Here is a 17,614-nt window from a genome sequence, read left to right as displayed (position 1 = left end):
TTATACTGCTCATTTATTTAAAACTTTCAAAATAATCTCTTTTAATGGTAATATAGTATATCATAAAATCTAGTAGAATTATACTTTCTTAAAGCATGGATAATGTACGGACAATATAAACAGCAACTTTAACAGAGGGAGTAAATGAAATGACTCAAATATGTTTAGTAAGGCATGGTCAAACAGAATGGAATCTCTTGGGTAAATTACAAGGGCAAACAGATATACCATTAAATGAAACTGGAAAGCTTCAAGCAGAAGAATGCAGAGAATTTTTGAAGAAATCACAATGGGATGTTCTCATAACCACTTCTTTGATGAGAGCGAGAAAAACAGCGGATATTATCAATGAATCACTGGAACTGCCCTTAGTTGAAATGGATCATTTCAAGGAACGCCATTTTGGTGAGGGGGAGGGACTGTCCCGTGAAGAAAGAGAAGCGCGATATCCTGACTTTATCTTTCCGAATATGGAATCGTATGAAAAGTTGGTCGAGAGGGTGCAGGAAGGGCTGGACGATATTCATGCTCAGTTTCCCGGCAAGAGGGTACTGTTAGTTGCTCACGGTGCTGTCATCAGTGCAGTATTACGGGAGTTTCATGCAGAGGATGCAATACTGGGGCAAGTGAAGTTATTTAACGGTTGCCTGACCAATCTCCATATGAAAAATAAACGATGGGCAGTTCATTCCTATAACGAAGTAGGTCACCTATCAGAGCATTCATAAAGCTTGAGAGCAGGTAACTTTCGCAAAGATTGTTGTTTTCTAGCATAGAGTCTGCCAGGGCTCTGTCAACCAGGTTTATGCTGATGGTGAGGGGAACTGCTCCGCTTGCAGCTAGCGTTCGGCCGAGCCTCCTGAGCCGAACGGGGTCTCGGCACTCCCAAAATCCGCCGGAGTCTGCGCAGTTCCCCTCACCATCTTAAACAGTATTTTCATGACAGAGCTTCAAGGTGTGCAAGAAAACAATGTAACGAGAAAAAAATAATCCTTCTTCCTTAAAATGAAATGCAATCTCTTTTACCTTAAATGAGATTGCTTTCTCTTCTACAATAGCAACAAACTTTACGAATAGAGCCTTCTGGAAAGACGTTATGAATTCTATTATAATGAGAAGTGCATAAATGGATATTCGTGAAACGGTGTGATTTCATTGGCAATAATTTTGTTTGATGGCATATGTAATTTTTGCAATAGTAGTGTGCGATTTATTATCGAGCGTGATCCTGAAGGAATCTACCAGTTTGCTTCCTTACAAAGCGATATTGGTCAGCAATTATTGAAGAAGCACAACATTCCTTATACAACAGATAGCTTTGTATTAATTGAAGATCATAAAGCGTATGTGGAATCAACCGCTGCTTTAAAGGTGTGCTCTCATTTGACATGGCCATGGAAGTTTTTCACTACATGCATAATCGTTCCTAAGCCCTTAAGAGATAGGGTTTACAGATGGATTGCCATGAATAGATACAAATGGTTTGGGAAACAAGAGAGTTGTATGCTGCCTTCGCCAAACATAAGAGAACGTTTTATAGAATAGAAAGACTCGAGGAAATCCCCCCGAGTCTTTTCGTTCCTTATTCAGTTTTAATTGTTTTAACCGAAACCCTTCTTCCAGAACGTGGACCATCAAACTCACAGAGGTAGATGCCTTGCCAAGTTCCCAATAGAAGTTCCCCATTACTGACGATGATTGTTTGAGAGTGTCCGACTGTACTTGTCTTTAAATGAGCAGCCGTGTTTCCTTCTCCATGAAGGTCGAGAGTATGTTCCCAAGGGTATACCTCGTCTAATCGACGTAGAAAATCTGTTTTCACATCGGGATCCGCATTTTCATTCACCGTGATTCCGGCTGTTGTGTGTAAGGATTGAACCATGACAACGCCTTCCTTCATTTTTTCGAGGTTGACGACTTCTTGGACATACGTGGTGATATCAATCATTTCATCGCGCTTTTTGGTATCGATTGTAAGAGTTTTTATCATAGCAATGCCCCTTTCTATGTAAGTCTCATTCCTCTACATTCCACTAAAAGGCTTTCTTAAAACCAGCCGTACTCTTTAACAAATTTCACAAGTTGGTATGTTCGCAGTAAAACGGGAAAACGGGCGTAATGTGGGGAGGGGTTTAATCCCAAGTGGATCATGAATTTTTCTGATTCTACAAATTTCTTCTGCTGATTCCATTTGAGGAAAGATATGAATGGCTCGTTTCATCGGTCTACTCCTTTTATTCACATGATGCATCTTGATTTCCTATGAATGTATGCCCATTACGTTCAAATGAAGCTCTGTAACACTTTCCGTCTTTTGTCCTGTATAGGGCTTCATACACTTTTTCTTTATTATCAGTGGTATGAGTTTGAATGATTCCAATGATGGTTGAGTCGGGAGATACGGTTTGTAGAGATGTTTCAATGCTAGAGTGCAAAAGGAACCGCTGATAGCCATATATTATAATAACGCAAGCAACAAGTAAGATGAACATCCAGCGGAAGCCTTCGAGTAGTAAAGTCTTATTCATTAGAGACTGCTCCTATCTTCTATACATTCTCCATAGAATAAGGGCTAAATATAGCCCTTAAATGATTCAACTTAACTTTTCATATAATCTCTTAGCAAGGTTTAAAGCAGCCATGTTATCTCCATGAAGACAAATGGTATCCGCTTTAATTGATAAAACCTCACCATCTGTTGAAACTACTTCTTGTTTCTCCACCATTCGTAAGACTTGCTTTTCGACTTCATTTTCATCATGAAGTACGGCATTGGGAAGGGAACGGGGAGTTAGTGAACCATCAGGTTGATAAGTTCGATCGGCGAATACTTCATGAGCAACATGCAACCCGATTTCCTCTCCTGCTTTTGTCAGCTCACTTTGAGATAGGCCGAACAATGTTAACTCAGGGTCAAGGTCGTATACTGCTTCAGCAATCGATGCAGCCAGTTCGGAATCCTTCGCAGCCATATTATAGAGGGCACCATGAGGCTTTACATGTGACAACTTGCCTCCCTGTGCCTTGACGAAAGCGAGAAGGGCGCCAGTTTGATATTGTACAAGGGCATATGCTTCTTCAGGAGTGATATGTAGCATTCTTCTTCCGAACCCTTGTAGGTCAGGTAATCCAGGGTGAGCACCAATCTTTAGATTGTGACTTAATGCATTTGTGACTGTTTGTTTCATTACGAGGGGATCTCCTGCATGGAATCCGCAAGCGACATTGACGGAGGAAACGAATTTCATCATTTCTTCATCTTGTCCAATTGTATATGTACCAAAACTTTCTCCTAAATCACAGTTTAAATCGATTTTCATTTTTCCATCCTTTCATCCACTGAAAATGAATTGTAACATTCTGAATTCTTATTTATCATATCATACATTGTATCAGGATGCTTTTCTGATAGAGTAGTGGAGAATGAAGGGGGAAAATGATTTTCTCATCAAATTTTAATCTTGCTCTAATGGGGTTCACCTTTTCACCCGTTACAATAAATCTTGCTTATGAATAAGGATTTATCACTCCTAAACAAAAAGAAAGTGGGGTAGCTTTCTTTTTGTTTAAATCTTTATTATGTAAGACCCATTCTAATTTCTTTTCTTTGGAGACAAAAGTTTTGCTGAAGCTTTTGTCTTCTTTTTGTCTATTTTTAAGGCTCTATTCGTAAAGTCTGTTGCTATTGTAGAGGAGAAAGTAAGAGTTGATTTCCGCTACAGGATGCTCGCTTTCCGCGGGGCTGGCGGTGAGCCTCCTCGGCTGCGCCTCCGGGGTCTCACCTGTCCAGCTATTCCCGCAGGAGTCGAGCATCCTTCCACTCCAATCAACTTTCTGAGCATGTATCCTTAATGGAAAACAATAAAAACAAGGATTTTAGCAAGCAATCTCATTAAAGAGATGGAATTTCATTTTTAGGGAGAAGGATTACTTTTTTCTCGTTACATTGTTTTCTTGCACACCTTGAAGCTCTGTCATGAAAATACTATTTAAGATGGTGAGGGGAACTGCGCAGACTCCTGCGGAAGTACGGTCGTGCCGAGACCCCGTTCGGCTAAGCTGAGGAGGCTCGGCCGAACGCTAGCTGCAAGCGAAGCAGTTCCCCTCACCATCCAGCACACACTAATTGACAGAGCCTTGCAGAACTCATATTAAAAACAAGAATCTTTGGGAAAAGAGCGTAAATAAGTTTCTGAAACAATAAAAAGCACTGAGCCCCATGCAATGAGGTTCAGCGCTTCTTTAATGCTGATATAAGGAATACAGCTTAGTCACCTCCGTTTTAACGGTGTCCACTAGAGAAGGAGGAGATATGACTCTCGCCTGGCTTCCAAAATTTAAGATCCAGTTTACCAGGCCGGTACTGACACGGGCTTTTGTTGTGAGAATAAAATGGTTTTCACCGTTTCTTTGTATGTCTACATCCTTTCCGAACTTATCGATGATCACATTGATGAGGTGATTTTGAAACGAAACTTTTATCCATTCTTCATCACCTGCAAACATATGAAAGGTGGATTGTACATACTTAGATACATCAAATGGTTCGTATGGAAAGGTTTCTGAAAGGGGTTCTACATTCCTTAGTCGATCAACCCGGTAGTGGCGAATTTCGTCTGCTTCAAAATAATAGGCAATGAGATAGTAGAAATCATTTGCCCATGCAAGGGCATAGGGCTTCACTTTATAAAGCTTTCCGTCATGACTCAAGTTAAACTGTTTCCTCACATCGTATCGACCATATTGGAACGTAATCATTCTACGTTCTGCGATTGCTTCATGAATATCATGGATAGCGAGGCGAATATAGGGACTTTCACTTTTAATGGAGGAATCGATTTGTATTTCATTATGCAGCTTTTTACCTTGATGAAGACTTGTGAGCCGCTTTATTTTTCCTGTCAGCTGCCTCGTTTCCTTCTTGGATATAAATTTGGCCGAAACGACTGCATCAATGAGCATGCGAAGTTCATATAGCTCGAACAGGCGATACTGATGACTATAATATTTAGGCAGCCCTTCTTTTTCCTGGTTTATGGTGACATCGAAATTATTTCTGATAAGATGCTCAAGGTCATCTTTTAATGAATTCTTGTTTAATTTTACGTCCGGGCCAAACATCTGCTTAAAACGAGAATAATATCATCCAGACTCAACTCATGGTCCTCATCCGTTTCTTCACTCAAAATACCCATCAACCTAAGCACTCTCTCTTTATTATCCACCCTCGTCATATGGACATGCTCCTTTCGGGGACAAACCTAAAAACAGTAAGATATTTTCATAAAACTATCAATATTCCGATATCTTTGTCAACACATTATTTCTAAAATGCTCTTCAATGAACCAGAAAAAAGAACCCATGAATGCTCATGGGTTCCCAGCTGCTATTTAAGTAAACGAAAGACCGTCGGAATTCTATAATGCTCTCCCTCATAGGCTCTGATCGCTCCCAATATCGTAAAGATCAAGGCCAGGACCCCCACGACCGGAGCCAGAACAAATCCAATCAGCACCACCATCAAAATGGTGCTTACCAAACCATAAACGGCATATGAAATGAGAAAGTTGAAATATTCCTTTCCATGATAGTCCACAAACTCCGATTCATCCTTCTTGATAAGCCAGATGATCAATGGTCCAATGAATGCTGTGAAGAAGCTTAATATATAAATAAGAGCAGCCATCATTCTTTCATCTTTTGTCGGCATATTGAAATTCCTCCTCTTCACCGCTCACCCTAAAATAGAGTAAACAGTCAGTTTGATTCTATCCTCCTCTATACTTACGTGCATTCAGTCAGAAAGTTTCATCTTATCCCGTATTTTTTTGAAACCCCATAAAGAGAAATTCATCAAACTTCAGGACAGTCCTCATGAAACGTGAAAGGATGGAATATATGTTAAATAGAGGAGTTTGTCCTTAGTGGACTTGCAGAAAGGTAGTGGTGGATTTGAATAAATTTGAAGCCTTTATTCTGGGAATCATACAAGGTTTAACTGAGTTCCTTCCAATTTCAAGCACAGGTCACCTTTATCTGGGGAGGCTTAGCTTTGGCTTGGAGGAAGCTGGACTTTTCTTGGATACAATGCTTCATATCGGAACCTTGATCGCTGTTCTCGTTGTGTATCAAAAGGAACTTCTTTACATGCTAAGGCACCCCTTTAGTAAATTATCGTGGATTCTCATTATTGGAACGATCCCGGCTGTAATCGTTGGTTTTTTGTTCGAAGATTTCTTCGACTCAATCTCAAAGTCGGGTACCACCATCGGATGGGAGTTTCTTGCAACGGGATGTATTATGTATGTTGCAGATGGAGTGAAAAATGGCTATAAAAAACTTGATGATCTTTCTTACACTGATGCAGTGGTAATCGGGAGCTTTCAAGCAGCAGCCATATTCCCCGCATTATCAAGGTCAGGCTTAACCATTGCGGCAGGTTTATTCAGGAAACTGGACAGGGAAACGGCGGCTTATTTTTCCTTTCTTCTCTCTACCCCTGCCATTCTCGGTGGGATCGTGCTTCAAGGAAGAGAAATGATAGGGGGAACTGTTGAAGCGATTTCTTTTTCAAGTTTAGCCATCGGAACAGTAAGTGCCGCAGTGTTCGGATACTTCGCCATCCTTACGATGGTGAATTTCTTGAAAAAGCACTCGCTGAAAATTTTCTCTTACTACGTGTGGGCGTTAGGGCTCTTGATTCTCTTTCTTCAATATTCAGGAATCATGTAGGAGGAACTCGATGAACCATGAAACGATTGTACACATCCTGACACAATTAACTGATTGGGGTTACACAGGAATCGCACTTGCACTCATGATAGAAGTGATTCCAAGCGAGCTTGTATTGAGCTATGCAGGCTTTATGGTGAATGCCGGTAAGATAACCTTCATTGGAGCTTTCCTTAGCGGGGTCATCGGAGGCACTATTGCACAACTATTTCTTTATTGGCTTGGCTATTATGGTGGCCGCCCCTTCTTCGAAAAATATGGAAAGTATCTTCTTATTCAGCAAAAGCATTTGAACGCTGCTGAAAAATGGTTTGATCAACATGGTACCATCGTCATTTTCACCGCTCGATTTATTCCGATTGTCCGTCACGCCATCAGTATTCCGGCGGGCATCACCCGCATGCCTCTATCTACTTTTAGTCTTTATACCTTTGCAGCCATGCTTCCCTGGACATTATTGTTTATTGTCATCGGGATGGAGCTGGGTACTCATTGGGAGCATATAGAAGTAATCGGAGTACGTTATATAAAGCCTTTAAGTTTCATTGCGGTGTTAGGAACATTTCTCTATCTGTTTTTTTCCAATTGGAGAAACAAAAGGAAGGAATGACTTCTTTTTTTCCATGAAATTGTTTAAAATAAGAAGGAAACAAGACCCACGAAAGGATTAACTATGAATTCCATACTATTAAAGAACGCAACCATATACCCCATCACATCAAAGCCCATTCAAAATGGCTCTGTACTTATAAAAGACGGAAAAATCAAACAGATATACTCACATAGCGTAGAGCCATCCCCCGAGGCTTCAGTGTATGATTGCCAGGGGAAATTTCTCTTCCCCGGCTTCATCGACTCCCATACCCACCTGGGGTTATATGACGAAGGTACAGGGTGGGCAGGTAATGATGCCAATGAAACCATCGAGCCCATGACGCCTCATATCCGGGCTTTTGACGGCGTGTATCCATTGGATCCCGGTTTTAAAGATGCTCTGAAGTACGGTGTCACAACGGTTAATGTCATGCCGGGGAGCGCAAATGTCATCGGTGGTACGACTGCTGTGATCAAAACCCATGGCTCAACGATTCGTTCTATGATCATTAAAGAAACCTCCGGATTGAAAATTGCCCTGGGGGAGAACCCGAAGCGGATTCACAGCACTGGCAACAATGATTCCATTACTAGAATGGGCATTATGGGTATGCTTAGAGAAGCCTTTTTCTCAGCTAAATATTGCGATCAACCCGAAGAGCTGAGGGTTGCACCTTTAGTATCCGCTTTAAAACGTGAAATTCCGGTTCGGATACATGCGCACCGTGCAGATGATATCCTGTCTGCGGTCCGGTTTGCCGACGAATTCAATTTGGATTTACGAATCGAACATTGTACAGAAGGACATCTCATCTCTGAGGAATTTCTCGGTAGGAATTTAAAGGTTTCGGTAGGTCCCACCTTCACGAGAAGATCGAAAGTAGAGCTTAAAAACAAAAGCTGGATCACCTATCAAAAATTGACAGAAGCCGGTGTCGAAGTATCCATCACGACAGATCACCCGTACACTCCCATTCAATACTTAAATATGTGTGCGGCTATAGCTGTACGTGAAGGTTTGGCAGAACATAAAGCTCTTGAAGGCATTACCATCCTACCCGCAAGAAACCTTGGTGTATCTGACCGGATCGGTAGTATCGAGATGAACAAGGATGCGGATTTAGTCCTTTGGAGTCACCATCCATTTCATTTTATGGCGAAGCCCATCATTACGATGGTGAATGGAGAAATCGCTTATCAAAACGTGTAGAAATTTGTTAAAAATTTTCATCAAAATTTAGCATTTTGCCTATTTCCTTTTTGAGAAATTTCGTATATGATACAAATGGATAATATATTTCCGGTTACATTATTCTAAAAACGCTTTATAGAGTGATTGTAATGAAGGGAAGGCAAAAGGTGCGCCACCAGTTTCTGACTGGTCTTAGTGGGTTCGATTCCCACCCCGAAATTTTTTAGTTACCATTTAAAAATTTCGAGGGTGGGATCGTACGCAAGTAGACTGCCCTCAAGGAGGGTCTACTATGATCAAGAAACGTGAATTACATGAGTGTCATGAGCTCTATGACCTGATGGTGCACCCGGATGTCTTCCCTTTTGTGCGTCAAAAAGCTCATTCCTATGACGAACTCCTATTCTTAACGAAACAAACGATTGAAGCTGAGGAACGTGGAGAACTCATTTCACGAACCATTTTGGACGAATGGGGCAACCCGATCGGAACAATAAACTTATTTGATATTCAAGAAAATGCTGGATTCCTGGGAACCTGGATTGGCAAACCCTATCATGGAAAAGGATACAACCAGCCAGCCAAAGACGCTTTCTTCGCTGAGCTTTTCTTTGAACTGGGTATGGAAACCATCTTCATGAGAATCCGCAAAGTGAATACCCGCTCCCAAAAAGCAGCAGAAAAACTTCCATATGTAATAAAAGCGAATGACACAAGAAAATCTCTTTACGAACAATTAAATGCTCAAGAAGAAGTATATGATTTATATGAAATCCCTAAAGACTTATACACACTCTATCTATATCAGCATCAACAATCCCAAGAAGAAGAGCAAGCTTTGGAAGCTTAGGATATAAACCGATTTCCCTATGAGGAAATCGGTTTTTTGTTTAATTATGCATATACGATTCCTCTCTATGCCTACATAAATAGATTATAGCTCATAAAAAAAGGAGCTGCTGATCGTTGACGTTTTATCTCTTTTTCAAAAGATAAACAAACTACAGGCAGCTCCCTCTTTTATTTCTTTTTCGCTACTTTCTCGAAATACAAATTTCTTACGACATAGGTTTTATAGTTCTCCAATTTTCTTTTTTCCAGCGGATGATAATGGATTCCCGCCTTTTTAAGCTCTTGAAGGTACCATCCTTTTGAAAATTGATAAGCCATCGTGCCTCTCCCCTTCAACCATTTATATACTATATGCTTAAAGGTGAGTACAATGACTTGTTATCGGGACATAGATGAAAGTTCCTCATACATGTCTTTTATGGTATATGCTTTTTGACCTTTTTCCATGCTGTGGATATAGGTATCTCGATTTTCTTTTAACTCCTTGACTTTCATGAGGAAGCTTGCTTCTGTCAGCTCTTCTTCTTCCAGCTTTAATGCATATCCATGCTTTACGAAGCTGTTAGCGTTAAGGATCTGATCTCCCCGACTGGCTTCCCTTGATAGGGGGATCAGTAACATTGGTTTCTTCAACGCAAGAAATTCAAAGATCGAATTAGATCCCGCGCGAGAAATCACATAATCTGTCATCGCTAAATAGTGAGGAAGCTCACCTTTTATGAATTCATATTGTCGATAGCCTTGAGGGGTATAAGTTTCATCAATATTCCCTTTACCGCATATGTGTAAAATTTGGAAATCCGCTAACAGGTCATCCAGATTCCCTCTTACCGCTTCGTTAATTTTTCTGGCACCAAGACTCCCACCCATGATCATCAATACAGGCTTATCTTCATAATACCCGGTTAATCGTTTTCCTTCCCGTGCATCTCCTGTAAACAACTCTTCACGTATTATCGCTCCTGCACATAATGATTTATCACTTGGAAGTGATTGAACCGTTTCAGGAAAAGTGGTGAAGATTTTGGTCGCGAATGGAACCGCTAATTTGTTCGCGAGTCCCGGCGTTACATCTGATTCATGAATCGCTACTGGAATCTTTGCCATCTTGGCAGCCATGACGACGGGAACGGAAACAAATCCCCCTTTTGAAAAGATGATGTCTGGCTTCGTCTTTCGAATGACAGCTAATGCATCGAACACGCCCTTCATCACCCGGAATGGATCCGAAAAGTTTTTCCATGAAAAATATCGTCTGAGCTTTCCGCTTGAAATACTTTCGTACGGAATATGAGGAAACTGTTCTGTTATGATTTCCTTTTCGATTCCGTCTTCCGATCCAATATACGTTATCTCCCAGCCTTCTTTTTCAAAGTGTGGGATCAGTGCCGTGTTTACTGTAACGTGACCTGCTGATCCACCACCTGTAAATAAAATACGTTTATTCATATGTATAGACTCCTAACTCGATTTTCTACTATCTTTCTCATTCATCATTATACACTTTACCAAAAATGCAGGTAGGATAGAACTAAGAAAATTTGACAAAAGGAAAGGGTTCCTCCTGTTATGCTCAATAAGAACCCTTTCAATCTCTGCGAAGAACCCATAGGAGGATGCAATGAAGACTTCCTAAAACAGTGCTTCTTTATCTCGCTTCAGTATGTAATTCGCTACATTTCTTCCGCTTATCGTAACCATCGGGGAGCCTCCACCCGGATGAGTCGTACCTCCGACATAGAAGAGGTGCTCAATGTCCTTGCTGACGTTGGAAGGGCGAAGAAACGCTTCTGTCATCCGGTGGGAAGCAAGGCCATATAAAGAGCCTTTATAGGCGGAGAATTTCTGTTTGATCGTATCCGGGGTATATACTCTCTCTACTTCTAATGATTCTCGTATAGGTAGACCTTTTGCTTCTAATTTCTGATAAATCTTCTCCTTATAAGCATCGGCTTGCTCGTCGGATAACGGAGCGGCTGGAGCATTCACAAGGATGAACAAATTACTTCCCTTTGTAACACGGGAATCAGTGGCAGCTGAATGACTGATATAGATTGTAGGATCACTTGGAAGCTCTTTTTTCATGAAAATCTCCGAGAACTCCTTTTGATAATCTTCTGTGAAATACACCTGGTGATGATGAACGGAATCCTGAAAGGTCCGTAACCCTGCCAAAATGACAAAAGCGGAAATGGAAGGTTCATAGGCATCCAGTTTCCTATCAGGGTGGCTTGGTCGATCTTTCTCTTCAATAAGGTTTTTCGTAGCCGTGATAAAATCTCCATTCACTATCACATCATAAGCAGATATCGTTTCGCCGTCTCCAGTTACAACACCCACTGCTCTTTTGTCCTTGACCACAATCTCTTTAACTTTTTTCCCCAGGTGGACAGTCCCTCCCAGTTCTTTAAAGAATTGACAGAAGCCCTTCGCTATCCCAGTGTTTCCACCATGCGTATAATACACCCCTTCCTTCATCTCGAGGTGGCCGATCAACGAAAAGGTCGCTGGGCACGCATACGGTGAGGATCCAATATACGTTGCATAACGATTAAACACCTTCAACACATCCTCATCCTGAAAGAACCTTCGGTGAAAATGATTCATCTTTTCAAAGGGACGGACCTTCATAAAGCTATAGGATAGCTGAGGGGAAAGATAATCCCGCCATGAACCAAAAACCCGGTAGAAAAAACCCCGCTCGGCTAATGTATACAGCTTTTCCACTTCCCTTAAGTATTCTTTGTAATGAGATGCCCCGTACGGATCCAGTTTTTCAAGTTCCGCTCTCATTTCCTCCGGGTCCGCTGATTGATATAGAATTCTCCCATTGTGAAAGACGTTTTTCGTATGTTTTACAAGTCGCTTAAACTGAAAATAATGAGAAGAGTCTCCTCCTGCATCATTGATCACCGATTGAAACACTTCAGGCATGGTAATGGTATTCGGACCAAAATCAAAGGAATACCCCTCCATTTCAACAGGCATCATTTTCCCTCCAGGATGAAGGTTCTCTTCTATGATCGTTACGTTATAGCCTTTACTCTGGAGAGAAATACCGGCGGACAATCCGCCTAATCCGCCTCCAATAATGACGATATCCTTCATGAGTAGGTCCTCCCCTTCCAAACGTATCCCTGTTTCTTCATTCCTCTCAGCATAGAAGCCCACATAATGATGATAAAGCTTATAGAAGCAAGCGGCATGATAAGAAAATGCCACCTGGATTGATTGGATGCCAAATCAATAATAAGGGTTTGTACCCAGATCGTAACCAACGGAACACAATAGCTCCATTCCCCTGCCATTAACCCATATAGGAACAGGGGAAGCGGCAGTATGTAAAATATGATGTAAAAAAGGGAAAGCAGTGAAACCGAAATGGGATTTCTCCCTAAACCTATATAAACATTTTTCAAGAAACCTGCCCAAACTTCCTTATTGGTATCATACATATGACATGTCACATCATATGTATTGTTGACGATTGTTACCTTCCACCCCTTCTCCTTCACTTTCCTCGCAATATGCACATCTTCTAATAAAGACGATTTCACCGCTTCATGACCACCGCACTCTTCATACGCTTCCCTCTTAAAAAACATAAAGGACCCGTGAGCCGCGGTAAATGCTTTATTAGTCGTATGATTGGCAACTGCAATGGGTAAATGAAAATATACCAGGAAGTGTTGAAACGGAACCAGCATCTTACCGAGAAAAGTAGGGATGGGAAATTGGGGAAATCCCGTTACAAGCCCTGCATCGTAGTGGTTCATCTGGAATAATGCTTTCTCAATGACGGACGGGGACACCCTGACGTCAGCATCAAGGAATAAATAATAGGTTCCGCCTGCATGTCTGCTAAGCTCCTTGCATGCATGAACCTTTCCTACCCATCCTTTTGGAAGGGGCTTCCCATTGACTACCTTGAAACGGGAATCCCCTTTCGTCAGTTGAGATAGGAGCTCTTCGGTACGATCCGTCGAGCCATCATCTAATATGATAAATTCTACATGTGAATGGGTAATCTTCTTTATACTTGCAATTAATCCCTTCACATTCCTTTCCTCATTTCTCATTGGCACCAGGACTGAAACAAGTTCATTCGAAGATAATTTACTGGAAAGCTTCGGCAAGAAGAGGAGATTGATGAATGTGACCAGAACAAATAAGAGCGTGATGAGTATATAATAATTCAATGTCTATTCACCCCCGCTTCCTTCTTTTCCAGAAACTCAACCATTCACTATTCGTAGGGAATCCTTTGAGTAATAATTGAAAGCTCGATAGGTCTTCTTTAATGATATCAGCTTTTAGGGAATCGAGCCTTTTTTCCATAATCGTCCTTAAACTGTCTGTAAGCTCTTTTCTTGATTGCTTGCTATGATCACCATTCTCTTCAAAGATCCGGATAAATAATTCAGGCCTTTGATCATGACGAAATGTGTAGTAAAACGTGACCATCGTCACCTTTATCCCTGGGTTCCGTTCAATTAAGAAGCCAGGTCCACTCATAAACGAAAGAGGTCTCTTCTCAAGATGCTCTTCCTTCCCCTGGGGAAAGATCCAGACAGTTTTTTTCTGTTGCAGGCGTGTTTCAGCAAACTTTAAAGAAGACAATAAGTCTTTAGGTGAATCAGGGTTCACAGAGAATGCCCCGATTTTACGAAAAAAAGAGAATTCCTCCATCCCTTTCCGACTCATCATCCCATAGCTGTCTTCTTTTATAACATAATGATTTAAGTAAAAGACCATCAACCCGTCCCACCAGCTCGAGTGATTCGCGAGTATCAAGTGTCCGGAAGGTGATTTCCTTTCCTCCCTCCGATCATCGATCCATACACGATAAAAATGTTTTTTCAGCAGATAAGTAAGGTAGTTGGCGAAGATGCGTTGAAATCCCGGACTTTTCTTCGGTTCGATCATATTACCTTCTCCAATCGTTTTCTAAGTAAGAGAGACACACCGTAAAGTGCCAATGTAATCCAAACAGCCATCCACAGGCCTTCTACGATCGCTGTCACGATAAACATAAAGATCACGAGGAAATACAACCGTCTCATCCGCGAGCTCCAATGTGAAGAAACATCCTCGTGTTTTATCCAATAGTACAGGATAAATTGAATGAAGAACGAAACAAAAAACCAGCCTAAGAAATTTTGAGATGGAATATCATAATACATCCCTCCCTCATCCCATATCCAGTACTCACGGCCTTTAAAAGCTACCGGATCAATAATCAAGTCCATCGTCACCGCTAAAAGGGATGTGAACGTGCTATAAATAAACGCTCCCATTACAGTCCTTCTTTGGTATAGTAGAAATTCATAGTGTGCCATACTCGTGAAGATTACCATGACCCAGGCAAAGCCTATGGTGACGGGTACACCAACCAGTTGAATGCCAAAGTCTTTTTCATAATGGTAAGAACCAAATATCAGACCATAATGAACACCTAAAGACTCTGCAAAAATCGTAAGCAGCATTATACACATCGCGATGATGGCCCCATTCTGTCTTCCGAATTTCCTCATTGCATAAAGAATAGCCAAAAAACCGGCCAAATATAAAAAAACGGCATTTGCCCATTGAAGGGACGGTGGTAGCCAATCGAGAGAAACGAGAATGATCCCCACTCCGTACCATATTAAAAAAACAATCCAAATCCAGTCCTGCCATTGTATAGTCATTCTCTGCCTCCATGACAACTTAATCTATTCAACAACCATTATATAAGAGTGCTGCGTTAAAATGCATATTTGACTCTCTATCACTTGAAAATATGATACAGTATGATAGTGAATTTATCATATGTTCAAGTGCCGTTATGCAAAGGAGTTCATTCTATGAGAGAAACACACACTATTAAAGAGAAAATCAAACAATTGTCACTTATACTCATTCCCATTCTGGTCACCCAGCTTGGGATGTTTGCGATGAATTTCTTTGACACCATCATGTCAGGAAAGTATTCTCCCGCCGACCTGGCAGGTGTCGCCATAGGTTCCTCCCTTTGGGTTCCGGTATTTACAGGGTTAAGTGGCATCCTGCTCGCAGTTACCCCCATCGTCGCTCAATTAATAGGAGGAGGAAATAAGAAAGATGTGCCTCACACTGTGCTTCAAGGTGTCTATGCTGCCATTGCTCTATCACTTTTCGTGATGATTGTCGGTGCATTCGTTCTTAATCCAATTCTGAACGGAATGAATATCGAAACACAGGTCCGTACTGTAGCCAAGGAGTACCTTATAGGACTTTCGTTTGGGATGATTCCATTGTTTATCTATAATGTGCTGAGATCGTTTATTGATGCTTTAGGAATGACAAGGGTCACCATGTTTATTACCTTGCTTTCCCTTCCAATCAATGTGGTGTTTAATTATATACTGATTTTCGGAAAACTCGGTTTCCCTGCATTAGGAGGAGTAGGTGCGGGTTATGCATCAGCCATCACCTATTGGGTCATTACTCTCATTGCCTTTTGGGTCGTGCATACGAAAAGTCCTTTTGACCAATTCTTTGTCTTTAAAACCCTTCATAAGCCAAACCTTCATAAGTGGAAAGAGCTCTTTCAAATCGGGGTACCCATCGGTTTATCGATTTTCTTTGAAGTAAGCATTTTCTCTGCCGTTACTTTGTTAATGAGCAACTATGACACCGTTGTTATCGCAGCTCATCAAGCAGCGATCAATTTTGCATCCTTTCTCTATATGATCCCTCTAAGTATATCGATGGCATTAACCATCGTTGTAGGGTTTGAGGTAGGAGCGAAAAGGCTTCGGGATGCAAAGATCTACAGCTGGATGGGGGTATGCTTTGCATTACTATTGGCAGTCATATACGGTGTGATCTTGCTCGTGTTCCGTACAGAAATCTCGTACCTTTATTCAGATGATGCATATGTATTGGAATTAACGGCGCATTTCTTATTATATGCCGTATTCTTTCAGCTATCAGATGCCGTTCAGGCTCCGGTACAAGGGGCACTCAGAGGATACAAGGATGTTAATATCACTTTTATGATGGCCCTCATATCCTATTGGGTCATTGGATTACCCCTGGGTTATGTCCTGGCAAACTACACTGACTTTGGTCCATATGGATTTTGGCTCGGTCTGACATCCGGATTAACGGCAGGTGCCATAACATTGACTGCCAGGCTGTTATTCATACAAAAAAAGTATCGTAAACAATATAGCCTTATAAGTGAATAAACCCATAAATGAAATCAATAGACACAGCAGATTCTATTTTCTGCCGTGTCTATTCTTTCATTCACTGACGAAATACCTTTCCCAGCACATCCTTGCCCCCTGTAACGGGAATGATGGAGCCGGTAATGAAATCAGATTCTTCTTTACAAAGAAAAGAAATGATCCTCGAAAGGTCTTCCCCTGTCCCTGGTCGCCCGACCGGTGTGCCCGGATCATGATGTTCTTTTGCTTTATGGATCTTTTCCTCTTTCCATTCGCCTACGATATCTCCAGGGCAAATCATATTGGCGGTTATTCCATTACGAGCTTCTTCTATTGATATCGTTTTCGTAAAGGAAGCGAGTCCCGCTTTTGCTGCCGCAAACGCGGAACGATAGATCCAGCCTGGTGCTGTTTCAACTCGATCATATCCAAACGTAATGATTCTTCCCCAGTTCTTTTCACGCATTTTAGGAATGATCAGCCTTGATAAATAAAAAACGCTATTTAAATTTCCATTTACTATGTAATTCCATTCTTCCGGGGTGTAATCCACAAATGACTTCCTCTCTTTCACGTAAGGACCTGCATTATGAATTAAAATATCGATACTTTCGACTTCAGTCCATATCTCCGTTACCATTCGTTCACATTCTTCCGGTACAGAAATATCACCTTTGACCGCTATTAATTTATTGTTAAATTTCTCCTTCAAGTGGGAGACAAGATCCTTAACAAATTGATCGTCTTGCCTGTAGTTAATGATAACGGTATAGCCTTGTTTCGAGAATTCTTCTACCGTTCGCCGGCCGATCCCCTTCGACCCTCCCGTTATTAGCACAACTTTTTCTTTCATCAAGCTCACTCCACGTACTCGTTATACTTCAATAGTAAGAATGATTAGGCTGAATTGCAAATGTGAGCTCTTAAGTCATGTGTTCATGAACTTACATTCACTATTCTTTGTATACCTTTCCTAGTTGAGTGAAAACCTAACCTCAAACCTTCTTTATAGGCTTTGTTGTGCAAAATGTGAACATCACTTTAACT

20 protein-coding genes are annotated in these 17,614 nt (G+C 41.3%); 7 read left to right on the top strand and 13 right to left on the bottom strand.

Annotated features, from left to right (window positions below; all coding sequences use genetic code 11):
* Nucleotides 1-149: 149 nt before the first annotated feature.
* The gene (locus tag DET59_RS18020; protein WP_113970988.1) at nucleotides 150-728 is read left to right on the top strand and encodes a histidine phosphatase family protein; all 579 of its coding nucleotides are present in this window, start codon (nucleotides 150-152) and stop codon (nucleotides 726-728) included.
* Nucleotides 729-1,155: 427 nt separating this feature from the next.
* Complete coding sequence (locus tag DET59_RS18015) at nucleotides 1,156-1,545, top strand: thiol-disulfide oxidoreductase DCC family protein (protein WP_113970987.1); 390 nt, start codon at nucleotides 1,156-1,158, stop codon at nucleotides 1,543-1,545.
* A gap of 37 nt (nucleotides 1,546-1,582) precedes the next feature.
* Here the strand turns inward: DET59_RS18015 and DET59_RS18010 are convergent, their stop codons facing one another.
* The 6 genes from DET59_RS18010 to DET59_RS17990 form a co-directional block, all read right to left on the bottom strand.
* Nucleotides 1,583-1,990: a secondary thiamine-phosphate synthase enzyme YjbQ gene (locus tag DET59_RS18010; protein WP_113970986.1), complete on the bottom strand. Its 408-nt coding sequence runs from the start codon at nucleotides 1,988-1,990 to the stop codon at nucleotides 1,583-1,585.
* A 244-nt stretch (nucleotides 1,991-2,234) separates the two neighbouring features.
* Nucleotides 2,235-2,528, bottom strand: a complete 294-nt coding sequence (locus DET59_RS18005; RefSeq protein ID WP_113970985.1) for a hypothetical protein — start codon at nucleotides 2,526-2,528, stop codon at nucleotides 2,235-2,237.
* A gap of 66 nt (nucleotides 2,529-2,594) precedes the next feature.
* On the bottom strand, nucleotides 2,595-3,320 hold the full coding sequence (locus tag DET59_RS18000) for a LamB/YcsF family protein (RefSeq protein WP_113970984.1): 726 nt from the start codon (nucleotides 3,318-3,320) through the stop codon (nucleotides 2,595-2,597).
* A 922-nt stretch (nucleotides 3,321-4,242) separates the two neighbouring features.
* The gene (locus tag DET59_RS17995) at nucleotides 4,243-5,121 is read right to left on the bottom strand and encodes a helix-turn-helix transcriptional regulator (RefSeq protein ID WP_258549726.1); all 879 of its coding nucleotides are present in this window, start codon (nucleotides 5,119-5,121) and stop codon (nucleotides 4,243-4,245) included.
* Nucleotides 5,103-5,234, bottom strand: coding sequence for a hypothetical protein (locus DET59_RS22180; RefSeq protein ID WP_258549725.1), 132 nt, complete (start codon nucleotides 5,232-5,234; stop codon nucleotides 5,103-5,105). The genes DET59_RS17995 and DET59_RS22180 overlap by 19 nt, the downstream gene beginning before the upstream one ends.
* Before the next feature lie 153 nt (nucleotides 5,235-5,387).
* The gene (locus tag DET59_RS17990) at nucleotides 5,388-5,711 is read right to left on the bottom strand and encodes a DUF4870 domain-containing protein (RefSeq protein ID WP_113970983.1); all 324 of its coding nucleotides are present in this window, start codon (nucleotides 5,709-5,711) and stop codon (nucleotides 5,388-5,390) included.
* A 242-nt stretch (nucleotides 5,712-5,953) separates the two neighbouring features.
* On the opposite strand from DET59_RS17990, the gene DET59_RS17985 reads away from it, so the two are divergent.
* The 4 genes from DET59_RS17985 to DET59_RS17970 all read left to right on the top strand — a co-directional run bounded on the left by DET59_RS17985 (nucleotide 5,954) and on the right by DET59_RS17970 (nucleotide 9,369).
* Nucleotides 5,954-6,733 carry an undecaprenyl-diphosphate phosphatase gene (locus DET59_RS17985; protein ID WP_113971017.1) on the top strand — a complete coding sequence of 260 codons (780 nt, stop codon included), beginning with the start codon at nucleotides 5,954-5,956 and terminating at the stop codon, nucleotides 6,731-6,733.
* Between the two features lie 10 nt (nucleotides 6,734-6,743).
* Nucleotides 6,744-7,343: an undecaprenyl phosphate transporter UptA gene (gene uptA, locus DET59_RS17980; protein WP_113970982.1), complete on the top strand. Its 600-nt coding sequence runs from the start codon at nucleotides 6,744-6,746 to the stop codon at nucleotides 7,341-7,343.
* A 63-nt stretch (nucleotides 7,344-7,406) separates the two neighbouring features.
* Nucleotides 7,407-8,537, top strand: a complete 1,131-nt coding sequence (locus DET59_RS17975) for an amidohydrolase (RefSeq protein ID WP_113970981.1) — start codon at nucleotides 7,407-7,409, stop codon at nucleotides 8,535-8,537.
* 274 nt (nucleotides 8,538-8,811) lie between these two features.
* Entirely contained in the window at nucleotides 8,812-9,369 is a 558-nt protein-coding gene (locus tag DET59_RS17970; RefSeq protein WP_113970980.1) for a GNAT family N-acetyltransferase, read from the top strand.
* 170 nt (nucleotides 9,370-9,539) lie between these two features.
* On the opposite strand, the gene DET59_RS17965 is transcribed toward DET59_RS17970, so the two are convergent.
* The 6 genes from DET59_RS17965 to DET59_RS17940 all read right to left on the bottom strand — a co-directional run bounded on the left by DET59_RS17965 (nucleotide 9,540) and on the right by DET59_RS17940 (nucleotide 15,061).
* Nucleotides 9,540-9,689, bottom strand: a complete 150-nt coding sequence (locus DET59_RS17965; protein WP_113970979.1) for a DUF2639 domain-containing protein — start codon at nucleotides 9,687-9,689, stop codon at nucleotides 9,540-9,542.
* Between the two features lie 60 nt (nucleotides 9,690-9,749).
* Nucleotides 9,750-10,820: an undecaprenyldiphospho-muramoylpentapeptide beta-N-acetylglucosaminyltransferase gene (locus tag DET59_RS17960; RefSeq protein WP_113970978.1), complete on the bottom strand. Its 1,071-nt coding sequence runs from the start codon at nucleotides 10,818-10,820 to the stop codon at nucleotides 9,750-9,752.
* A 183-nt stretch (nucleotides 10,821-11,003) separates the two neighbouring features.
* Entirely contained in the window at nucleotides 11,004-12,479 is a 1,476-nt protein-coding gene (locus tag DET59_RS17955) for a phytoene desaturase family protein (protein ID WP_113970977.1), read from the bottom strand.
* Complete coding sequence (locus tag DET59_RS17950) at nucleotides 12,476-13,570, bottom strand: glycosyltransferase family 2 protein (RefSeq protein WP_258549724.1); 1,095 nt, start codon at nucleotides 13,568-13,570, stop codon at nucleotides 12,476-12,478. The genes DET59_RS17955 and DET59_RS17950 overlap by 4 nt, the downstream gene beginning before the upstream one ends.
* A 7-nt stretch (nucleotides 13,571-13,577) precedes the next feature.
* Nucleotides 13,578-14,297 (bottom strand): lysophospholipid acyltransferase family protein, encoded by a 720-nt coding sequence (locus tag DET59_RS17945; RefSeq protein WP_113970976.1) that lies wholly within the window; start codon nucleotides 14,295-14,297, stop codon nucleotides 13,578-13,580.
* Nucleotides 14,294-15,061, bottom strand: a complete 768-nt coding sequence (locus tag DET59_RS17940; protein ID WP_113970975.1) for a carotenoid biosynthesis protein — start codon at nucleotides 15,059-15,061, stop codon at nucleotides 14,294-14,296. Before DET59_RS17940 ends, DET59_RS17945 begins: the two co-directional genes overlap by 4 nt.
* 156 nt (nucleotides 15,062-15,217) lie before the next feature.
* Between DET59_RS17940 and DET59_RS17935 the strand changes: the two genes are divergently transcribed.
* The gene (locus DET59_RS17935; protein WP_113970974.1) at nucleotides 15,218-16,585 is read left to right on the top strand and encodes an MATE family efflux transporter; all 1,368 of its coding nucleotides are present in this window, start codon (nucleotides 15,218-15,220) and stop codon (nucleotides 16,583-16,585) included.
* A 61-nt stretch (nucleotides 16,586-16,646) separates the two neighbouring features.
* Here the strand turns inward: DET59_RS17935 and DET59_RS17930 are convergent, their stop codons facing one another.
* Entirely contained in the window at nucleotides 16,647-17,420 is a 774-nt protein-coding gene (locus tag DET59_RS17930; RefSeq protein ID WP_113970973.1) for an SDR family oxidoreductase, read from the bottom strand.
* Nucleotides 17,421-17,614: the final 194 nt, after the last annotated feature.

The sequence above is a fragment of the Rossellomorea aquimaris genome (assembly GCF_003315075.1).
GTDB lineage: Bacteria > Bacillota > Bacilli > Bacillales > Bacillaceae_B > Rossellomorea > Rossellomorea aquimaris_C.
Note: the sequence above shows the minus strand (reverse complement) of the source record. Positions and strands in the feature narration are given on the sequence as shown.